Here is an 18784-nt window from a genome sequence, read left to right as displayed (position 1 = left end):
GAGGCGAAAAACGATATGGGTTTTATTGCGTTGATTGTATTCATAGCTGTCATCATTATATGGAATGTCGTCGTGAAACGGAATATGGGAGAAGCCATGCTATTAGGCTTTATTGCAACCACATTATTTGGCGGATTGGATGCATTAAGACTTTTCTGGGATGGATTAAAATTTGCATCCACATATGAGGTGCTCTATGCAGCTGTCGCATTTGTATTCATGGCTTATTTAATTGAAAAGCTGGAATTAATTCATGCACTCTTGCGAATCTTAAATTCGGTTGTAGGTAAACTTCCTGGTGGAGCGGCTTATATGAGTACGTTAGGCTCAGCAGTCTTAGGTGCTCTTTCAGGTTCAAATTCTGCAAACACAGCTGCCACTGGCTCTATCACGGCATCTTGGATGATTAAATCAGGCTGGAGCCGAACCCATACAGCGACCATTTTAGCAGGGAATGGCGGACTTGGAGCGGCACTGCCTCCAAACTCTTCCATGTTTATCATGCTGGGGTTTGCACCAATTGCAGCCCTTGTATCTGAGGGAGATTTATATATTGCGCTTCTCATAGGAGGACTGTATCAAGTCGTATACCGATTTATTTTGGTGTATATTCTGGTGAAAAAGAATAAAATTCAGGCCATGCCGCCAGATGATATTCTTCCTTTTAGGGAAGCTGTGAAACAAGGGTGGAAGTCGATCTTTATTTTTTTCGGTGCCTTGATTCCTATCATTATCACAATTGGTCCACTGGCAAACTACTTAAAAAGTAATCCAAACATTGGACCAGAGGCAATGGATCAAATTTCTTTAATTACGTGGATTCCGATTCTCATGATGTTGATTAGTTTAACGATCGGGAGAAAAAAGGCGTCTGCACTTGATTGGTCTCAGTTTTTCAAGTCGGCCATTCCTAAATTTACAACGATCGGTGCCTTGATGCTGTTTGCTGTTGCGGCAAGTCAGGTGCTTGCTGAATTAGGATTGGCAGAAGATTTGACGCAAATCACATCAGTACTTACCATTCCGAAATGGCTCATGGTACTCATTGTGGGAATTCTTGTCACGCTGGTGGCTGGACCATTATCTTCAACAGCCACATTAACAGCTGTTGGACTTGTCTCGTTTTCAGCTTTAGTCTCAGTCGGAGTTGATCCAGTTGTGGCTGTTGTCGCCATTCTTGCTTTTTCATCGACAGAAGGCGCTTCCCCGCCGGCATCAGGATCGATTTTCATTGCTTCTGGTCTTGCAGGAGCCAAACCTGAGAAAACATTTATACCGCTGATTCTCTACTATATGCTGCCGATCGTGGGAATTGGCTGGCTCATCGGAATGGGAATACTTCCAGTATAGAAAGGAGAAACACATGAGAGCATTAATGGAATTATTATTTAAAGTGCTGCTTGTCCTGTTCTTAACGTCAGGAGCCCTGTTGGTATTCGGTCAAATACTAGGGATTCTCTTGCAAAAGGGTGATATGATTATTGCGAGTACGAATCTATTCAAAAACCCAACACTGGTGTTAAGTGCCTTTTTTAGTCTTGTTGGTTTCTCTCTCAATTATATTCCTGAAAAGAAAGACACCTCATTTAGCGATCATCCATCAGCATCAGCGAGTGATTCGCTCAAATAAGCAATAAACAGCTGGATTCAGAAAATGAATTCAGCTTTTTTGCGCGCGAGAAATAGGTATTAAAACCCAATACGTACGATTCATTTTTTGGTCAATTCACTTTCAATCATATGCCTCTTGTTCTAGTAAATGGTAACATAACGGAGGACTATTTAAGGGATAGAGGTGTTTGACGATATCTGGAGCAATCATCGGTTATAAAACAGCCTTGTATTCATTAAAGGCAGATATATCTATAAAAAAAGAACAAATCATCGAACTCAACATGTGCCGCAAAGAAATTAAAGAGGCAAAATCAACCCTGTCAGATGCCAGCAAGAAAATCACTCATCCAGATCTGACATCACAAACATGGTTTGGCCATTTGGCAGACACGTTTGATGACATTCGTGACGGAATGGCTTCCGCCAGTCAAGAGATAAAAAGTGTACAGCTAACCAATTTATTAAATCGAATTGATGAGAAAATCAATGACCTAATATCAGAGATCCAATCGTTAGAACATGAAATTCATTCGGTTGAAAGAAAAATAGAGAAAGAAAAGCAGAAACAACTGGAAGAAAAAAGAGGGTAGTCACATGACGAGAGAAATTAAAATAGATGCCAGTCAGGTCAAACGAGTATTACAGCATGCAAAACAATCAGGCACTCAAATGAATGCAGCCCTTCCAACAACCATCAAAGGAAGAAATCAGCTCCTGACGGCAGACTCATTAGAAAAGATCAATCAACAGTTGAACGAATTAAGTACATCCTATATAGGCATCCTTCAGAAACAGCTTGTACAAACAGAACAAGCGGTGAACACCATGATTGAAACGGACAAGGCTCTTGCTTCCAGCAGTAAAAGAAAATAAAGGAGAAAGCAATGAAAACCCTTGACGCCTTTGCGCTAATAAACGGAATAGATCAAACGCTGAATGCGTTAAATCAGCAGTCACAGCAAATCAGCTCCATAGAGAAACAAATCCATCACATCATCTCACTCGATGGCGCACTAAAGGGAGAGGCAGGACAAGCCATCCGCGCCTTCTATACAGAATGCCATATTCCCTTCCTGCAATTCTTTCAGGTCGTCATTGAGGAATATAGTGCTGCATTAAAAAACATAAAGCAGGCTCTTCACGCACTAGAATCAAACGAGCACGGCTTTATCTCACAAGCGTTTATCGAAGATGATCTTGATCAAGGCTTAAAAAAAGCTGAACGTACGATTTCTGAAATCGTATCAGAGGTAAACCACGCCATCGGCAGAGTTGGTCATATTGTTCACTTGCCAAGTGTAGACGAATCAGCTTTTCAGCAAAACTATCAAAAGGCATGGCTTGAGACCTCAAAAACCATTGGTCTGCTTCATGCATTTGACAGGGAGCAAACAAGTGCTTTACATGAAACCAAAAGCTCCCTTCAAACAATGAAGCAATACATAGATACCTTAAGTACCATGTTCACCGGCCCAAGAATCGACATCACGAGCTATCAAAAGGGATCTATTTTCAAAGATGGAAAAAAAGAAAAAGTAAGCAGCACTATCAGTGGATTGAACGACAAAATAGACAACCCAAAAGACAATCCAATGATCATCATGCTGAAGAAACTGAAAGAGAAACAACAAGCGAATGTGGAGACGGTTGTTCGGAATGACACCCATAAAAACATCAGTAAACAAATCACAGCAAACGATCCATCGCTTACGACATTGCAAAGGGAAGCCGTGAACGGGAAAAACAAGATTCATAGAGACATCAGGGTCATAAATGGTAAACTATTCAACGTAAAAGGCATTAAAAAGTTAAAAGAATTCGACATCGCAGATGAAGTCGTCACGGACCCATCGGATATTGATTTTATTGGCGGAAGATACACCGTTTACGCCAATAAACAAATCATCCGAACGTATATCGCAAACGACGAAATAAGAATAGAAGAAGTCGATAAAATTCCAGAAAGCCGTAGCCGTGGCAACGCTAAACGCATATTAGACGGTGAAGTTGTCTCAACTACCGAAAACATCATCTTAGAATACAGCGGCATCTACGACGGCTACCGAGCCGTTACTGGCAAAGACCCAGAAACCAGCCAAAACATCAGCAGCACAGACCGAGCCTTATCCGCAGCCTCTACCATCCCAATCACGAAAATAGTGAAGGCTGGGAAATATGTTTTTAGGTTGGATCAAGGGAAGAATATTAAGAGGGTTAAAACACCTGCTTACGGAAAACAATCCGTACCTAAAGGACCTTACCGTGAAGTAAATAGTTTCCCAGCAAAAGTAAAATCAGGAGCTCAAGAAAAACATATTCCAGAAACACCAAATTACAAGCAAGAAGTAGCAAATGGAAAAAAGAAAAGTATTTTTTACGGAGATAATAAAAAGGCACAAGAATTGCTGGATAAATATGCAGGGACAGGCAAAGAATTGGGTAAGAATAAAGAAAGGATAGACTTTGGCCAAGCAATAGGAAAATACTATAATATTGATACTGGAAAGTATGAAGAGACTACTAAGGGAATGATACATTATGGGAAAGATGGTGCTCACATCGTACCAGCGAGGCCTTAAAATGAATTGGAGGTAAAAAATGGGTTATGATTCTTTGATTGGAACATTAATAAAATATGAAAAAAAAGATATGATTTTGGAATGGAATAGTGGCTTGAAAATCTTAGGGAAACTAGATACAGTTTTTGAAACAAATAATATGTTAGATGAAGATGATATTAATTTTACAGAATATATTGCAGCTGCTTTCCAAGTAAATGATATTCTATCTCATCCTAATGAAAACAGTGGCAGTGTATACGATTGGTTAATTCAAGAGAAAAGCTCTTTAGTTGAGATATCTCTTTATGATGATCCACCAAATAAGATTTTGGTAGATGGCCAAATAGTATGGGAATTGGCATAAGAGTAACAATTGACATTTTAGAATTTTAAAATCTAATCCCTCGGTAAGAGGGCCTTTTAATTATTTATGAGTTAGTGAAATATGCGTCAAGTTGATCGTTGGCAAAACCGGTTTCTGTAGGTTCATAACTGGGGCAGTTTGGGCTGAAATATGATAGCGCATGTGTATCATCAAAGCTCAATCAATATTATTAACAGTAAAGTACCATTGAATGATTTAAATAAAACTTCGAAAATAGGAGCGATCAATGAACAAAAAACAAGAACTAACGAAACAAATCCAAACCGTCATCAACATCCTAGAAAAAGACTATTCCCAAGAAATCAATCAAGGTGTTCTCCAATTAATATACAAAAGATATAAGGATGCACAAAGGATCATTCAGAACAATGAAGATCTCCAAAAGATGTTGATCATTGGCGGGGTAAGAGCTTATTTGGATAGTTACAATGATTATTTAAACCCCTTTCTAGATGAATTACATAAAGCAGAGAGTTTGCTAAAAGAAATGTTGTAATAGATAGAATGGCTGTCTATAGTTCTAGATGAGGCTATTTTCTTTTAAAGATGTATAAACGGGGCATGAAAAAATCAGCAGCTTAACATAGAGGAGGCTCTTAAAATGCTCAATTTAACTCAAATCCTAGATTTGCACGTGAACAAACCAGCAAGTGACATACATATCAAAGAGGCAGAATCCCAGCTAAACATGGTACTGCCCCGTGCTTATAAGGAATTGCTGAAACAGACAAATGGATGTTCTGTTGGAGGCGATGTTCTACTATACGGAACTGAGGACATAGTGGAACGCAATGCAACGTGGGAGGTTCAGCAGTATGCAAGCGGCTATGCAGCAATTGGCGACGATGGCGGCGGGCGAGTATTTCTCATGCGGCAGGCAGAAGAGGAGAAAAAAGTGTGGATCGTCGATGCTGGTGTGATGGACCCTCAGCATGCGGAATTGGTGGCTGAAGACTTGTTGAGCTGGGTAAATGAGGGCTGTTTCATAGAAGTTTAGTCTATTAAGGAGATGATCAATTTGCCGTGGAATACATTGATCGCTGCATGCCTCGTGGTTGGGGTTCCTGTCGTTTTAATTGCAGCTGTTTATTTCATCTCGAAAAGGAAGAATAAGAAAACCAAATCATCCAACTGAAACGCTCTGTGACGCCAAATGTTATGGAGCTTTTTTGCATTCTCCCTCCATTCCTCCCATGGTATAATAAACACAGTTTATGAACGAGAGGATATGCAGGACATGAAAAATGAACCTATTGAGTTATTGACACAGCCGACATGGCGAATCATAGATCAATCGAGCCTAGGTCTCTATGTAGACCCAAAGCAATCCTTTGCGATGGATGATACGCTTTGCGCGTCGGTGGGGAAGGGCCTTTCACCAGCGACAGCCCGTTCTTGGGTGCATCACAATACGATTGTGCTTGGGATTCAGGATACAAGACTTCCATTCCTCCAAGATGGCGTAAAGCTGCTTGAGGATGAGGGATATCGTGTGATTGTGCGCAATTCAGGCGGTCTTGCTGTGGTACTGGATGAAGGCGTACTGAATGTGTCTTTAATCTTTGCTGAACAAAAGAAGGGCATTGATATTGACCGCGGGTATGATGCGATGGTGGAATTGATCCGCCGGATGCTGTCAATGTACGAGGTGGACATTGAAGCCTATGAAATTGTCGGCTCTTACTGTCCAGGCAGCTACGATTTGAGTATCAATGGAAAGAAATTTGCCGGCATTTCTCAGCGTAGATTACGCGGAGGGGTCGCTGTGCAAATCTATTTGTGTGCAGATGGAAGCGGTCGAAAACGAGCTGATTTGATTCGCCGTTTTTATGAGGTGGCCTTAAAGGATAAACGACATGAGGTGAAAGCGGTATTCCCTGATATACAGCCGGATACGATGGCATCCCTATCAGAATTAACTGGAAAACCAATTGACTGTGCGCTTCTCATGCGTCTTTTACTAGAAGAACTCCAAAAGCTGAGCGATCAACTGACAGCTTCAGGACTGACCACCGAGGAACAGCTAGAGTTTGAGAAAAACATGACGCGGATGATTGAGCGGAATGAGAAAGTGTTCTCGTAAACACATCTTTCCATCTTAAAAAATAGGGGTGATGTAATGGAAACGAAACTTCTGAAAGCCATTGAACTTCGAGAAAGTGGACATCTTCAAGAATCCAATGACATGCTCACCCGTCTTGTAGAAGAGTATCCAGACCATGCCTCCATCCATTATCAATGTGCTTGGAGTTATGATGTGTTAGGAAAAGAAAAACAAGCTGTCTTTTTTTATGAAAGGGCCATTGAGTTAGGATTGTCTTCAGAAGAACTAGAAGACGCTTTACTAGGATTAGGAAGTACATACAGAACCTTAGGGGAATATGAAAAGTCAAAACAGATATTCCTGCATGCGATGGAAGCTTATCCGCATAATAAAGCCATTCAAACGTTTTATGCCATGACTTTGTATAATTTGAAGGAACATAGCAAAGCGATGGAAATATTACTGAACTGTTTAACTGAGACGACAAACGATCCTGCTATTTTGAGTTATCGAAAAGCCATTGATTTTTATTCGAATCAGTTAGATTTAGATTGTGGAAATGATTTATATAGATTTGGAGGGGCAATGTAATGGAAGAATCCCCTCCTTTGTTATGAAATTTTATATATGTGATAGTCCTTTATGACATAAGAAAGAAGGAAAATGTATTGTCATTCATCACCACGTATTACCCGCTGTTTATGCTTTGTGTTTTGTCTTTGTTGTATGTGATGTATCGTATTCAGCCGATGGCCTCTACGATTAAAAAAATCACCATTGTGCTCTGTGTGTTAACAAATGCCGCATACATTTGCTGGCGTCTCTTCTTTACACTGCCGCATGAAGGTACATTTAATATTGTGATGGGAATTTTGCTTGTTGCCTGTGAATGTATTGGATTTTTACAGCTGCTTGTGTTTTATACACTTGTTTGGAAGCCTTCAAATCGGAAACAAGTCATGATCAGTGATCTTGACAGGCTGCCAACAGTTGATATTTTCATAGCTACATATAATGAACCAATTGAAGTGTTAAAACGCACGGTTGCAGGTTGTTTGAATCTGTCTTATCCAAAAGGCAGCGTCCATATTTATTTATGTGATGATGGCAAGAGGGAGTCTGTGAAGCAGCTTGCTTCTGAGTTTGGTGTTCATTATCTGACAAGAACTGATAACAAGTTTGCTAAGGCGGGGAATTTAAACCATGCGATGTCTCAAACGAATGGGGAGCTGATTCTCACACTTGATGCTGATATGGTCCCGCTTCCTGCCTTTTTAGAAAAGACAGTGCCTTACTTTCATGATGGAGCGACTGCATTTGTTCAAGTTCCACAAGCGTTTTATAACGAAGATCCTTTCCAATATAATATGTTCTCGAAGGATCGAATTCCAAATGAGCAGGACTTCTTCATGCAAACCCTCCAAGCTGGTAAAGATCGATTTAATGCGGTCATGTATGTCGGGAGTAATACGGTATTTAGAAGAACAGCATTAGAGGAAATTGGCGGATTTGCTACTGGGGTAATTACAGAAGACATGGCGACAGGAATGCTTCTCCAAGGGAAGTTCAAATCTGTGTCTGTCGGAGAGGTATTAGCTGTTGGTCTGGCACCTGAAAGCTGGCTTGATCTGTTAAAGCAGCGAGACCGGTGGTCGAGAGGGAACATTCAGTGTGCCCGTAAGTTTAATCCATTGAAGGTTCGCGGCTTAACGCTTATGCAGCGCGTTCTTTATTTAGATGGCATTGTGTATTGGTTTAACGGTTTGTTTAAAATGATTTACATTCTTACACCGATATTGTTTTTATTATTTGGTATTCAAAGTTTCTGGGCCGATTTTCAGTCCATTTTCATGTTTTGGCTGCCGGCGTTCTTTAGTTCGTATTTAGCGTTTAAACTGGTGTCGAATCAAAAAAGAAGTATGTTTTGGAGTCATATTTATGAAAGCTCTATGGCATTCCATCTGGCTGGTGTGGCTTTAAGTGAGCTGTTTTTGAAGAAGAGGGTTGAATTTCTTGTCACGCCGAAGGGAATTCAAACGGACAAGAGACATTTCCATTTGAAAACGATGATTCCTCATTTGATCTTCTTGCTGCTCTCATTGCTTGTCCTTGTGAAAATAGGATACGATATGAAAGTAAATGGGACGATGAATGCTGATCTCACGTTGATTAATATTTTTTGGGTACTTTATAACGGTGCAGGCCTGTTCATGGCACTCATTGTGGCGTTTGATCGTCCGCGTTATCGAAAATCAGAGCGGTTTGTCATTGAAAAAGAGGGGCAGCTCCGTTCTGATCATCAAGATGAGTCGATTGCTTGTTTTCTACTAGATATGAGTGATTCAGGTGCACGTCTATCCATTCCATTGGATCAAGCTTCTTCTCTAAATCAAGGACAAATGCAATTATCCTTTTCAGAGAATGAAAGTGTGGCATGTGATGTGGTCTGGAGTCATCCGGAGGGAGACAAGCTGATGGTTGGTGTGGCTTTTACTAACACAGAAAAATCACAGTACCTATCACTGATCCGCTTCTTATTCACACGAGAGCACGTATCGATAACGGATCGTGAGAAAAAATCCTATGCTGTTCGGACATTTCTCCGCTTTGTAAGAGAAACGGAGAAAGTACCAAAGGCTATTCGGCGCAAATGGATGAGAAGACCATTGCAAGGTGTGGCAGGCACGCTAGTCTATGAGGACCGGTTAGAAGAGAAGGTGCCGGTGAATATACATGATATTAGTTTATCTGGGTGTAAAATCGAGTCTGAAGCTTCAATTGAATTACATGACAAAGTGCTAATCACCATTGATACAGAATCTCTGACAGAGCAGCCGGCGATTGTGGTTTGGACATCACAAAAACGCGGCCGCACAATAGCCGGACTCAAGTTTGTTCAGCCTGAAATCAAGCAGATAGAAGAAAGAGAGGGAGTGGTTTCTTGAAATCCAAAAATGGCGGTTACCTCTATTTACTATGGCTTCCTGTCATCATGGGAGCCGGCTACGGCATTTCGCTTTTAGTGCCATTTCTTCAGCCTGTACTGACACTTGGCATCGCAGGTCTTTATATTTTTATGTTTGGTGATTTTCAAGTAAGGCAGGTCAGGTATATTTTTATGTTCGTGTTTTTGATCAATGTCCTTTTTAGTGTGATGCTATTTTTGGGCATTTAAAAAAGTGCTTCCCGAGGCGGGGAGCACTTTTTGTTATTCTGCCATTTTTTCGAGGTTGCCGTTCCGGTCCATTTTAAAGGTTGGTGCGGCACTATCGTCTTCTTCAAACAAAACTAGTTTTCTTGCACGGTTCATGATTTTGACGAGTGTTTCATAATCTTCTTGAATCGTGAGCTGATCCTTTTCGAGCTTTTTCACTTCAGCTTCTAGCTGCGAGACTTTATGAGAAAGCTCATTGTTTTCTCGTTTTAAGCGGCTGTTTTCCATACGTAAGGCAGTGGATTGCTGACCATCGCCTTCATAACGGCGTAAGAAATCAATGATATCGTCGATGGTTAATTCTTGATGCTGCCTAAATGGATTCGCTTCCGGCTTTTTCTCTGCGGTATTTGGGGCAGGAGAAGCCTGTGACAATAAATGTGATAAACTAGCTAACTCTTCATTGTAGCTTTGATCCACAAACTGAAGCTGTTCGGCAGTTTCAGCAGCTGGTGCAAATGTTTCTTCCTTTGCTGGCTCCAATTCCTGTGAGAATTCCTCCTGAGTGACCGTTTCTTCTACTTGCGGCTGATAAAGTAATCGTTTTTTCGCAGGCTGGCCATTGCCAAGTGCGCGCATCCGTTGTTTTCGCTGTTTTTTGGCAAGTGCCAACGCTTTTTCATATTGATGCCTCACGACAGCGTTCCATCTAAATCCGCATGCTGCGGAGGTGCGGTTCAGCTTGTCTCCTACTTCTTCAAACGCATTTAGCTGCGTACTGCCCTCTCTGACGTGACGTAAGACGGTTTCTGCCAAGAGGAGATCATTTTCCTCTGACCAAGCATCTTGTCTTTGTTTTGACATGTGTTTAAACCCCCATATGATTTGATGGTATTAGATTAGCCAAGTTCATGATGGTTTATACAAGTTTGCTAAAAGGATAGTGGAAAATACTAGCTTTTATGTAAGCGCGTCATTGGGACGGCAAAGCGTCTTGCAAGTCCAGCCGCTTCGATGTACAATGTTGGGTGGTATATTAATCACGATTGGCTGTCCAACTGTTTCATATAGAATGAAGTATCATCATTGAAAGGAAGCGTAAGACCATGGCTAATGAGTTTCGCGTATGTGACGATTGTGATGCGACGAACCTAAAGACGTTATTGCCTCGACTCAAATCGGTTGACCCTGATGCAAAAATTGAGATTGGCTGTCAATCTTATTGTGGTCCAGGACGAAAAAAGGCTTTTGCGTTTGTGAACAATCGCCCATTATCCGCACCAACAGAAGATGAATTACTCGAAAAGGTTCAAAAAAAAGTCAAATAAATGTCACTGAATGTGTTCAGTCGACCTAAAAAGAGGTCCGTCCCTGTCAGGTCGGGCTTTTTACGTCCATGCAATCTTTGAGAACACATTCACCAGCAAATTCAAGGATGTTTTCGGGAAAAGTTACCCGATATAATAGAAACACGTCTTAAAAAAAGAGGGACGAAACGATGGCGTATCCAAAAGGTAAATTATCTGAGGAAAAGGTATTTAAAGATCCTGTGCACCGTTATGTTCACGTAAGGGACGCATTAATATGGGATTTAATAGGAACAAGAGAATTTCAGCGCCTGAGACGGATTAAACAGCTAGGAACCACGTATTTGACGTTTCATGGTGCAGAACACAGCCGATTCAATCATTCACTCGGTGTATACGAGATTGTGAGACGAATTGTGGATGATGTGTTTAAAGGGCGGCCGGAATGGGATGAAGGAGAGCGCGAGCTTGTACTTAGTGCAGCCTTGCTTCATGACCTCGGACATGGTCCATTTTCTCATTCCTTTGAAAAGGTCTTCCACTTAGACCATGAATCGTTTACAAGAGATATTATTTTAGGGCAGACGGAAGTCAATGAAGTGCTCCGCCGGGTGAGTGATGATTTCCCGAAGCATGTGGCTGAAGTCATTGCCAAAACGTATCAAAACAAACAGGTAGTTAGTTTGATCTCAAGTCAAATCGATGCCGACCGAATGGACTATTTGCAGCGTGATGCCTACTATACAGGCGTCAGCTACGGCCACTTTGATATGGAACGTATTTTACGTGTGATGCGCCCGAGAGAAGATCAGATTGTGATGAAGCAGAGCGGGATGCATGCGGTAGAAGATTATATTATGAGCCGTTATCAAATGTACTGGCAAGTCTATTTCCACCCAGTGACACGCAGTGCTGAAGTCATTTTAACGAAAATCCTTCATCGTGCAAAAGAGCTGCATGAAACGGGTTATATTTTTACACATGCCCCAGTTCATTTTTACTCAATCTTTGAGGGAAATGTCACCACAGAGGACTATATTAAGCTGGATGAATCTATTGTTTTATTTTATTTTCAGGCGTGGGAAGATGAAGAAGATCACGTGCTGGCCGATTTGTGCCGCCGTTTTATGAACCGCCGATTGTTCCAATATACAGAGTTTAATCCAAATGAAGAAATGACGAAATATTTCAAGCTGACCGCCTTGTTTAAGGAGGCAGGAATTGATCCTGACTACTATTTAGTGGTCGACTCGTCTTCTGACTTGCCCTATGACTTTTATAGACCAGGAGAGGAAGAAGAGAGGCTGCCAATTCACCTTTTGACGCAAAGTGGTCATATTAAAGAACTGTCGAGACAGTCAGATATTGTTGACGCCATTTCCGGTAAACGAAGAACCGATCATAAACTTTATTTCCCGATGGACTTAATTGTAGATATGTCGGAAAAAGCTGAAGAAAAGAAGGCGATCATGAAGCTGCTTGGTTTGGGATAAAGAAGTACTGAAAAAGGAGATGTCGGGAATTTGTTGAAAGAGCATGCAAAGTTGATGAAGGTATTCTCTGAATCAGGGGAAATCGTTGGACGGAAGAAGCTGCAAAAGATGATTTACATAGCAAAAAAGCTAGATTTGCCTTTTTACGAGAAATACGATTTTCATTTTTATGGCCCCTATTCAGAGGAGTTGACGCTCAGAATTGAAGAGCTGTGCAACCTTGGATTCTTGGACGAAATGAAGGAAAAAAAGGGCGGATACTATCAATATCGCTATTCGCTGACGGACAATGGGAAAGAGTTTCTCGATCAATGTGAAGTGGACATGCCTGACCTCAAAGCGCTGACGCAGCAGATGAACGAGCAATCGTCCCGTTTCCTAGAGCTTGTCTCAACGATTTTATATTTTGATGACCTGCCAGAAGATGAGATAAAGGAAAAGGTCTTCACCATTAAAAGCAAGCAGCGCTATACGGACGAAGAATTTGAGGCTGCCCTTGCTTATATTAATCAGTTGAAGGAATTGAACTAACGAGAAGAACCAGTATGTGATGGCTGATGGCTAGAACAGACTGGTTTTTATTTTGCACAGAAACAAGCCGACCGCATGGATCGACTTGTATTTTATGAATGGTGATAAGAGAATCTTGCTAAAAATTGTTTTGTACGTTCTTCTTTCGTCTGTTCAAAGACTTCTTCCGGCGTACCTGATTCGACGATGACCCCATCCTCCATGAAAATGACCCTGTCGGCAATATCGTAGGCAAAGCTCATCTCGTGGGTGACGATGATCATGGTGACACCGGTTTGTGCTACCTGTTTAATGACATCAAGCGTTTCTCCTACAAGTTCTGGATCTAATGCAGAGGTCGGTTCGTCGAATAAAATGACTTCTGGATTCAAAGCCAGTGCCCGTGCAATGCCGACTCGCTGCTGCTGTCCGCCAGATAATTGATGCGGATAGGCATCCTTTTTCTCTAGTAATCCGACCTTTGTGAGTAATTGGAGAGCTGTGTCATAGGCTTGATCTTTTGGTTGTTTACGGGCAATGACTAAACCTTCCATGACGTTTTCAAGTGCTGTTTTATGAAGAAATAGATCGTATTGCTGAAAGACCATGGCGGTTTTTCTGCGAAGTGCGAGAATGTCTTTAGGCCTTGCTTGATTGAACTTGACGGTCGTGTGATCAATGCTGATTTCTCCTTGATCTGCACGCTCAAGAAAATTCAAGCATCGCAGAAAGGTTGATTTTCCAGAACCGCTCGGACCTAAAATGACGACCACTTCGCCTCTTTCTACCGTTAAATCAATTCCTCTCAGAATCTGATTTTTACCGAACGCTTTATGCACCTGTTTGATATCAATCATGCCAATCGTCTCCTTTTGTTTTTGTGTCCATATTTCTCATATCCGGCTGTAATGGCTTCGATAGAGGCACACAGGGCCCAGTAAATCAGGGCAACTGCGATGTATGCTTCAAGATAACGATAGTTCACATTGGCTTTAATTAAAGCGCCGTTTAAAATATCGACCACAGACACCATAGAAACGAGAGAAGAGGCTTTGATTAAACTGATCAGCATGTTGTTCAGCATTGGAAGGGAGATGGGAAAGACTTGCGGTATGATGACCCTTCTTAAAACCTGTCTGCTGGTGAAACCAACGGATAGAGCAGCATCGAATTGTCCCTTTGGAATAGATGCAAGAGAGCTTCGAAATATTTCAGATAACCCGCTTACGGCATATAAAGTAAGGGCGAAAATGGCAATCCATCGTCTGTCCAAATCACTGAAACGAATCTGAAGAGAAAGAGATGCAGCCAAATGGTCCAGTGAATCGGAAAAAAGCAGATAAGATACGAGCAAAATCAGGACAACCGGAATTGCTTTAAAAATAGCCACAAACCATTTGAACAAGGGAGACAATACAGGCACCTGATAAAAACGGATAAGGGCAATACCAAATCCAAAGACAGAGCCAAATAATAGCGGGAGAAAGCCTAATAGCAATGTCGTTGGCAAATAATGAAGTGCGGCTATAAAGGCCTGCAGCATAAAGGCAACATCAAAATCCACTCAGATCGCTCCTTTCTTATGATGTAGTAAAGTCTCCGCCCAATATTTTCTTAGACAATTCAGCGAGCTTGCCATTATCAATTAGTTTTTGTAATGCTTGATCAATGTCTTTTTGAAGTTTCGTATTGTTTTTTTGATAAAGATAATACGTTTTAGATACGTTTACAGGCTTTCCAGAGGTGACTAGATTGGCATTAAATTGTTTGTTTAGCTTGTTGACGTCATACTTTGTGAGCAGGGCCGCATCGACTGTGCCATTTTGAAGGTTTTTGACGAGAATCTCGTTCCCGCCATCTCCGTAGACAATGTCAATTTTCCGATCATGCTTTTTGTTATATTGCTCAAGAAGATAAGCGAAATTACTTCCTGTAGAGGTGTGCACTTTGTGTCCAGCCAAATCGTCAAGGCTTTGAAAATCATGACCGGAGGCTTTATCAACAACCACATAGCTTGTATAATCTGTGTAGCCAACTTTTCCAAATAGATACTTCTTCTGGCGCTCATCATTGATTTCATATTGATGGGCAGCGAGATCTACTTTTCCAGCATCTAAAGCGGGCAGAATATTTTTGAATTCGAAGGATTCATATTTAAACTTATATTGTGGAAGCAGCTGATCCACTTCATCTAATACAGCCTTCTCATAGCCAGTTAATTTGCCGTTTTCATCTAAGTAAACGAAAGGCTGGTAAGCATTCCCTGTGCCAACGATGATTTCCTTCGCATCTGGATCATTATTCGCTGATTCTGCTTTGACTTCATTCGATTGTTCCGTATTTCCGCAGGCAGCAAGCAACAATGAGCCAAGTGTAAGCAGACCGATGATGTAATGTTTTTTGAATTGTTTGTTATTTTTCATGTGAAATCCTCCTCGTTTTACTTCGCACGCTTTTCGACTGTGAAAGCCGTTTCGGGTCTTTTTAAGGAAACGAATGTCGTCTGACGCTGTTTCCTTGTTTTCGGTGTATTGATCTGTTTTTCCAATAGGTCAAACGCTTTTTCCAGCAGCAGACTTAACAAAATAAAAATGACGGCAGCAATAAAGTATCCTTCTAATACGCGATAGTATAAAGCCCCTAATGTTTGAACCTTTCCTATAATATCCATCACGCCCAATGTGAAGGCGAGGGAGGTATTTTGTAATAAGTTGACAATGGCTACGCCAATATTCGGGAGCGCGATTCTACCTGCTTGAGGAATGAGTGTCCTTCTATAAATCTGCCATTTCGTCAGCCCAATTGAGGCAGCCGCTTCATATTGAGATGCTGGGACACTTGATAAGGCTGATCGGAATATTTCTGAAAAGTAGGCAGCTGTATTGAGTCCATATGTAATATAAAGAAAGATCAATTTGTTCCACATGGAGATATCAAGACCAATTGCGGCGAGCACACCTGGCAGACCATAAAAGACAATAAACATTTGAACCAGGATAGGCGTTCCGCGAATAAATGAGACATAGACTGCACTGAGTTGGTGCAGAACAGGAATGCGCTCAATTCGAAAATAAGCAAGGATGAATCCAAGAAAGCTGCCAATCAAAGTGGCAAATAAAACAATCAGCAAGGTTGTTGGAAGGGCTGATAATACTTTAGGAAAGAGTGTGACCACGTACTCCCATTTGAAAAACTCACCCACGTTGAATCACCTCCTATGTAGAAGTCGTTTCGACTTTTTCTTCTGCGGGTGGTGTCCCTAGAATGTCTGGATCAAAGCGTTCAGGGATAAGCACTTTATACATCAAAACACCTAAATCTCCATTTTCAGCCTCGCGTTCAATATATTTTGTATATCCTTTTCGTTCGTACATCTCTAAAAGCCAAGGGTGTTTCCGGCCAGAAGTGCCCAGTGTATATGCAGGCGCTTTATATGTCTGCCGAAGCAAGGTGTTTTCTACATAATCGAGCAGCTTATTTCCAATCCCTTGACCGGCTAAATCAGGAGCTGTCGCAAACCACCAAACAAATGGATAGCCTGAGACCGGCTCAGTGCTTTCCCAAGGAAAACGTATGGTGATGGTAGATATGAGCCGGCCGTCTCGTTCTAATACAACAGCAGCGGACTGTTTAATGTTTTCTGTGACCATTTCAAGTGTGGCGTTCGTGGATGGCCAATCGATGCCCATTTCACCAAGCGGTTTAAATGCACTGGACAGCAATTCTAAAAAAGCTGGTGCATCTTCTTCGGTAGCGATGCGAAAAATATCTCGACTCATGACAAACCTCCATTCAAAATGTAATGTCAGATTAACGCTTTTCTTAAAGTCTCGATATCTGGATTCAGCAATGCTTGATACACGTGGGAATCATGGCTGATCTCAACTACAGGCACATAGCGGACACCGTATTTTGCTTCTAAAATGTTTCTGTAATCGTCATGCTCTGTGACATCAATCGTTGAAAAAGGAATCTGCTGTTCGTTGAAGTAGGATTGAATGTCCTTGCAATAACTGCATCCATTTTTGCTCCATAAAATGATTTTTTGACTATTTGACATTAGACGTTCACCTCTTGATTGATTGGTTTTTGGTTTGTTTGTTCTTGATCAAGTGCTTCTTTTAATAAAGTGATAGACTTGATCCTTTTATCAATATCTACGATCGGCGACAGCACGATGAATTCATCGATATCGTATGACTCGGATAGCTCAGTCAGCCTGTGATGAACGGTTTCTTTTGTGCCAGCGGTGTAGCCGGTTTTTTGTACGTGAATGTTGTAGTGTTCCTTCTCCGTTTCTTTCACCAGTTTTTCTGCATCCTCTAACGATGTGACATTCAGCTTCCTTCCATCGGAAAAGGAGACCTTTACTGTTTCCTTTTGTTTGATGTGCGAGAGTGCCTGTTCGTGATCCTCAGCTACAGAAACGGTGATGGCAAGAAGGAACTGCTGGTGGGTGCCCGCTTTCTGATATGTTTGGAAGATCTCTCTTGTTTCTTTTAATAAGGCTTCATCTCCATTAATAAAGAAGGCAAACACAAAGGAGATACCAAGTTTTGCTGCGAATTCAGCGCTCTCCGTACTTCCCCCTAAAAGGAAGATGTCGGGTGATATACGCGGGATGGGCTGAGCATTCAAGTCATTTGTGTGTTCCGTCAGATAGGTGTTGAGATCCACTAATTTTTGAGAAAAATCCTTCCGTGACGCCTGGTAATCTTCCTGAAGAGCTTGTGTCGATAGGTTCAGTCCTCCCGGTGCTTTCCCAACACCTAAATCGACCCTTCCAGGCGCTAATGATGCCAGGACGTGAAATGTTTCAGCCACCTTAAACGGACTGTAATGCTGAAGCATGACGCCACCAGACCCAATGCGTATGTTGTTTGTTTTTGCTAAGAGATAGCCGGCGAGAGCTTCAGGGGAAGAACCTGCTACTTGAGGGTTATTGTGATGTTCAGACACCCAAAACCTGTGATAGCCAAGCTGATCCGCTGCTTCAGCCAATCTGACAGTATGCTGAATGCCCGTCTCTGCGTTCTCGTTTTCACCGACAAGGCTTTGATCAAGAATACTAAGGGTGAACGACATTGGCTGTTCCTCCTATCAGACTTTGATATTGAGATAATGCGAGGTTTAACCTGTTTGCGGCATCTGAATCAAGTAAATAATCACCTGATTCCTGCTTTGTGACCTGTTGATCCACGACATACACGCCAGATTGAACAACCGTTGCACCAAGTTGATGAATAATCGGTTTAAGAGCATATTCAATGACGAGCAGGTGACCGTAGGTTCCTCCTAAAACGAATGGAAGGACGGGTTTTCCTTGCAACGCTTTCTGTGGAAGTAAATCTAAAAACGTTTTTAAAATACCGGAAAATGACGCTTTGTAGACAGGCGTTAATACAATGACACCGTCACTCTCATTCACAAGTTCAATCGCCTTGACAATCTCTTCGTTTGAAAAGTCCGCACGTATTAGTGCGCTGCTAGGCAGCTGGTGAACTTGAATGATATGTACATCGATTCCATTGATCGTTAAATGCTGCTGAACATGCTGCAGAATACCGGTTAATCGAGATTGGACGGAATGTCCGCCTGCTATAATCGTTACTTTCTTCAATTCGTCTCCTCCATTTCACATAATTCCTTCTAAACAACTTGGAATAGTTGATAATATAAATTATAATAAGGCAAACCAATTGAAAAGTATAATTAG

Annotated in this window: 23 protein-coding genes and 1 pseudogene; 15 read left to right on the top strand and 9 right to left on the bottom strand. The window is 41.6% G+C overall.

Features of this window, described 5'->3' with window-relative positions; genetic code table 11:
* The first annotated feature begins 15 nt into the window (after window positions 1–15).
* From ACN6NB_RS17790 to ACN6NB_RS17735, 12 genes and pseudogenes are all read left to right on the top strand, one after another.
* Entirely contained in the window at window positions 16–1350 is a 1335-nt protein-coding gene (locus ACN6NB_RS17790; protein ID WP_039182254.1) for a TRAP transporter large permease subunit, read from the top strand.
* A 13-nt stretch (window positions 1351–1363) separates the two neighbouring features.
* The gene (locus ACN6NB_RS17785) at window positions 1364–1630 is read left to right on the top strand and encodes a hypothetical protein (protein ID WP_039182253.1); all 267 of its coding nucleotides are present in this window, start codon (window positions 1364–1366) and stop codon (window positions 1628–1630) included.
* 175 nt (window positions 1631–1805) lie between these two features.
* Entirely contained in the window at window positions 1806–2204 is a 399-nt protein-coding gene (locus tag ACN6NB_RS17780; RefSeq protein WP_039183359.1) for a YwqH-like family protein, read from the top strand.
* 4 nt (window positions 2205–2208) lie between these two features.
* The gene (locus tag ACN6NB_RS17775) at window positions 2209–2487 is read left to right on the top strand and encodes a YwqI/YxiC family protein (protein WP_039182249.1); all 279 of its coding nucleotides are present in this window, start codon (window positions 2209–2211) and stop codon (window positions 2485–2487) included.
* Window positions 2488–2498: 11 nt separating this feature from the next.
* Complete coding sequence (locus ACN6NB_RS17770; RefSeq protein ID WP_474253508.1) at window positions 2499–4193, top strand: T7SS effector LXG polymorphic toxin; 1695 nt, start codon at window positions 2499–2501, stop codon at window positions 4191–4193.
* 19 nt (window positions 4194–4212) lie between these two features.
* On the top strand, window positions 4213–4539 hold the full coding sequence (locus tag ACN6NB_RS17765; RefSeq protein WP_039182239.1) for a hypothetical protein: 327 nt from the start codon (window positions 4213–4215) through the stop codon (window positions 4537–4539).
* 247 nt (window positions 4540–4786) lie between these two features.
* On the top strand, window positions 4787–5056 hold the full coding sequence (locus ACN6NB_RS17760; RefSeq protein ID WP_151284891.1) for a hypothetical protein: 270 nt from the start codon (window positions 4787–4789) through the stop codon (window positions 5054–5056).
* Between the two features lie 87 nt (window positions 5057–5143).
* Complete coding sequence (locus ACN6NB_RS17755) at window positions 5144–5557, top strand: SMI1/KNR4 family protein (RefSeq protein ID WP_474253554.1); 414 nt, start codon at window positions 5144–5146, stop codon at window positions 5555–5557.
* A gap of 240 nt (window positions 5558–5797) precedes the next feature.
* Window positions 5798–6643, top strand: a complete 846-nt coding sequence (lipL, locus tag ACN6NB_RS17750; RefSeq protein ID WP_058838518.1) for an octanoyl-[GcvH]:protein N-octanoyltransferase — start codon at window positions 5798–5800, stop codon at window positions 6641–6643.
* Between the two features lie 36 nt (window positions 6644–6679).
* A pseudogene (locus ACN6NB_RS17745) lies at window positions 6680–7167 on the top strand (tetratricopeptide repeat protein).
* Between the two features lie 105 nt (window positions 7168–7272).
* Window positions 7273–9549 (top strand): glycosyltransferase, encoded by a 2277-nt coding sequence (locus tag ACN6NB_RS17740; RefSeq protein WP_144516259.1) that lies wholly within the window; start codon window positions 7273–7275, stop codon window positions 9547–9549.
* Window positions 9546–9779, top strand: coding sequence for a DUF5970 family protein (locus ACN6NB_RS17735; protein WP_024426379.1), 234 nt, complete (start codon window positions 9546–9548; stop codon window positions 9777–9779). Before ACN6NB_RS17740 ends, ACN6NB_RS17735 begins: the two co-directional genes overlap by 4 nt.
* A gap of 33 nt (window positions 9780–9812) precedes the next feature.
* Here the strand turns inward: ACN6NB_RS17735 and ACN6NB_RS17730 are convergent, their stop codons facing one another.
* Window positions 9813–10622, bottom strand: a complete 810-nt coding sequence (locus ACN6NB_RS17730) for an RsfA family transcriptional regulator (protein WP_034281253.1) — start codon at window positions 10620–10622, stop codon at window positions 9813–9815.
* Window positions 10623–10864: 242 nt separating this feature from the next.
* Between ACN6NB_RS17730 and ACN6NB_RS17725 the strand changes: the two genes are divergently transcribed.
* The 3 genes from ACN6NB_RS17725 to ACN6NB_RS17715 all read left to right on the top strand — a co-directional run bounded on the left by ACN6NB_RS17725 (window position 10865) and on the right by ACN6NB_RS17715 (window position 13089).
* Window positions 10865–11086, top strand: a complete 222-nt coding sequence (locus ACN6NB_RS17725; RefSeq protein WP_003215259.1) for a YuzB family protein — start codon at window positions 10865–10867, stop codon at window positions 11084–11086.
* 170 nt (window positions 11087–11256) lie between these two features.
* Window positions 11257–12558, top strand: coding sequence for an HD domain-containing protein (locus ACN6NB_RS17720; protein ID WP_007497716.1), 1302 nt, complete (start codon window positions 11257–11259; stop codon window positions 12556–12558).
* A 30-nt stretch (window positions 12559–12588) separates the two neighbouring features.
* Window positions 12589–13089 carry a YwgA family protein gene (locus ACN6NB_RS17715; protein WP_339208494.1) on the top strand — a complete coding sequence of 167 codons (501 nt, stop codon included), beginning with the start codon at window positions 12589–12591 and terminating at the stop codon, window positions 13087–13089.
* Window positions 13090–13181: 92 nt separating this feature from the next.
* Here the strand turns inward: ACN6NB_RS17715 and ACN6NB_RS17710 are convergent, their stop codons facing one another.
* From ACN6NB_RS17710 to ssuE, 8 genes are read right to left on the bottom strand one after another with little or no spacing between them, the layout of a single operon-like run.
* A complete protein-coding gene (locus ACN6NB_RS17710) occupies window positions 13182–13925 on the bottom strand; it encodes an amino acid ABC transporter ATP-binding protein (RefSeq protein WP_047202586.1) in 744 nt (247 codons plus the stop codon).
* On the bottom strand, window positions 13922–14632 hold the full coding sequence (locus ACN6NB_RS17705) for an ABC transporter permease subunit (protein ID WP_047202585.1): 711 nt from the start codon (window positions 14630–14632) through the stop codon (window positions 13922–13924). Before ACN6NB_RS17705 ends, ACN6NB_RS17710 begins: the two co-directional genes overlap by 4 nt.
* Before the next feature lie 16 nt (window positions 14633–14648).
* On the bottom strand, window positions 14649–15491 hold the full coding sequence (locus ACN6NB_RS17700; RefSeq protein WP_474253507.1) for a transporter substrate-binding domain-containing protein: 843 nt from the start codon (window positions 15489–15491) through the stop codon (window positions 14649–14651).
* A 17-nt stretch (window positions 15492–15508) separates the two neighbouring features.
* Window positions 15509–16270 carry an amino acid ABC transporter permease gene (locus tag ACN6NB_RS17695; protein WP_048237685.1) on the bottom strand — a complete coding sequence of 254 codons (762 nt, stop codon included), beginning with the start codon at window positions 16268–16270 and terminating at the stop codon, window positions 15509–15511.
* 13 nt (window positions 16271–16283) lie between these two features.
* On the bottom strand, window positions 16284–16847 hold the full coding sequence (locus tag ACN6NB_RS17690) for a GNAT family N-acetyltransferase (RefSeq protein WP_058838526.1): 564 nt from the start codon (window positions 16845–16847) through the stop codon (window positions 16284–16286).
* 26 nt (window positions 16848–16873) lie between these two features.
* Window positions 16874–17128 carry a glutaredoxin family protein gene (locus tag ACN6NB_RS17685; protein WP_059377943.1) on the bottom strand — a complete coding sequence of 85 codons (255 nt, stop codon included), beginning with the start codon at window positions 17126–17128 and terminating at the stop codon, window positions 16874–16876.
* Complete coding sequence (locus tag ACN6NB_RS17680) at window positions 17128–18153, bottom strand: LLM class flavin-dependent oxidoreductase (protein ID WP_474253506.1); 1026 nt, start codon at window positions 18151–18153, stop codon at window positions 17128–17130. Before ACN6NB_RS17680 ends, ACN6NB_RS17685 begins: the two co-directional genes overlap by 1 nt.
* Entirely contained in the window at window positions 18137–18688 is a 552-nt protein-coding gene (gene ssuE, locus ACN6NB_RS17675) for an NADPH-dependent FMN reductase (RefSeq protein WP_126682431.1), read from the bottom strand. The genes ACN6NB_RS17680 and ssuE overlap by 17 nt, the downstream gene beginning before the upstream one ends.
* Window positions 18689–18784 lie beyond the last annotated feature (96 nt).

It is taken from the genome of Bacillus sp. 11B20 (assembly GCF_056098985.1).
Note: the sequence above shows the minus strand (reverse complement) of the source record. Positions and strands in the feature narration are given on the sequence as shown.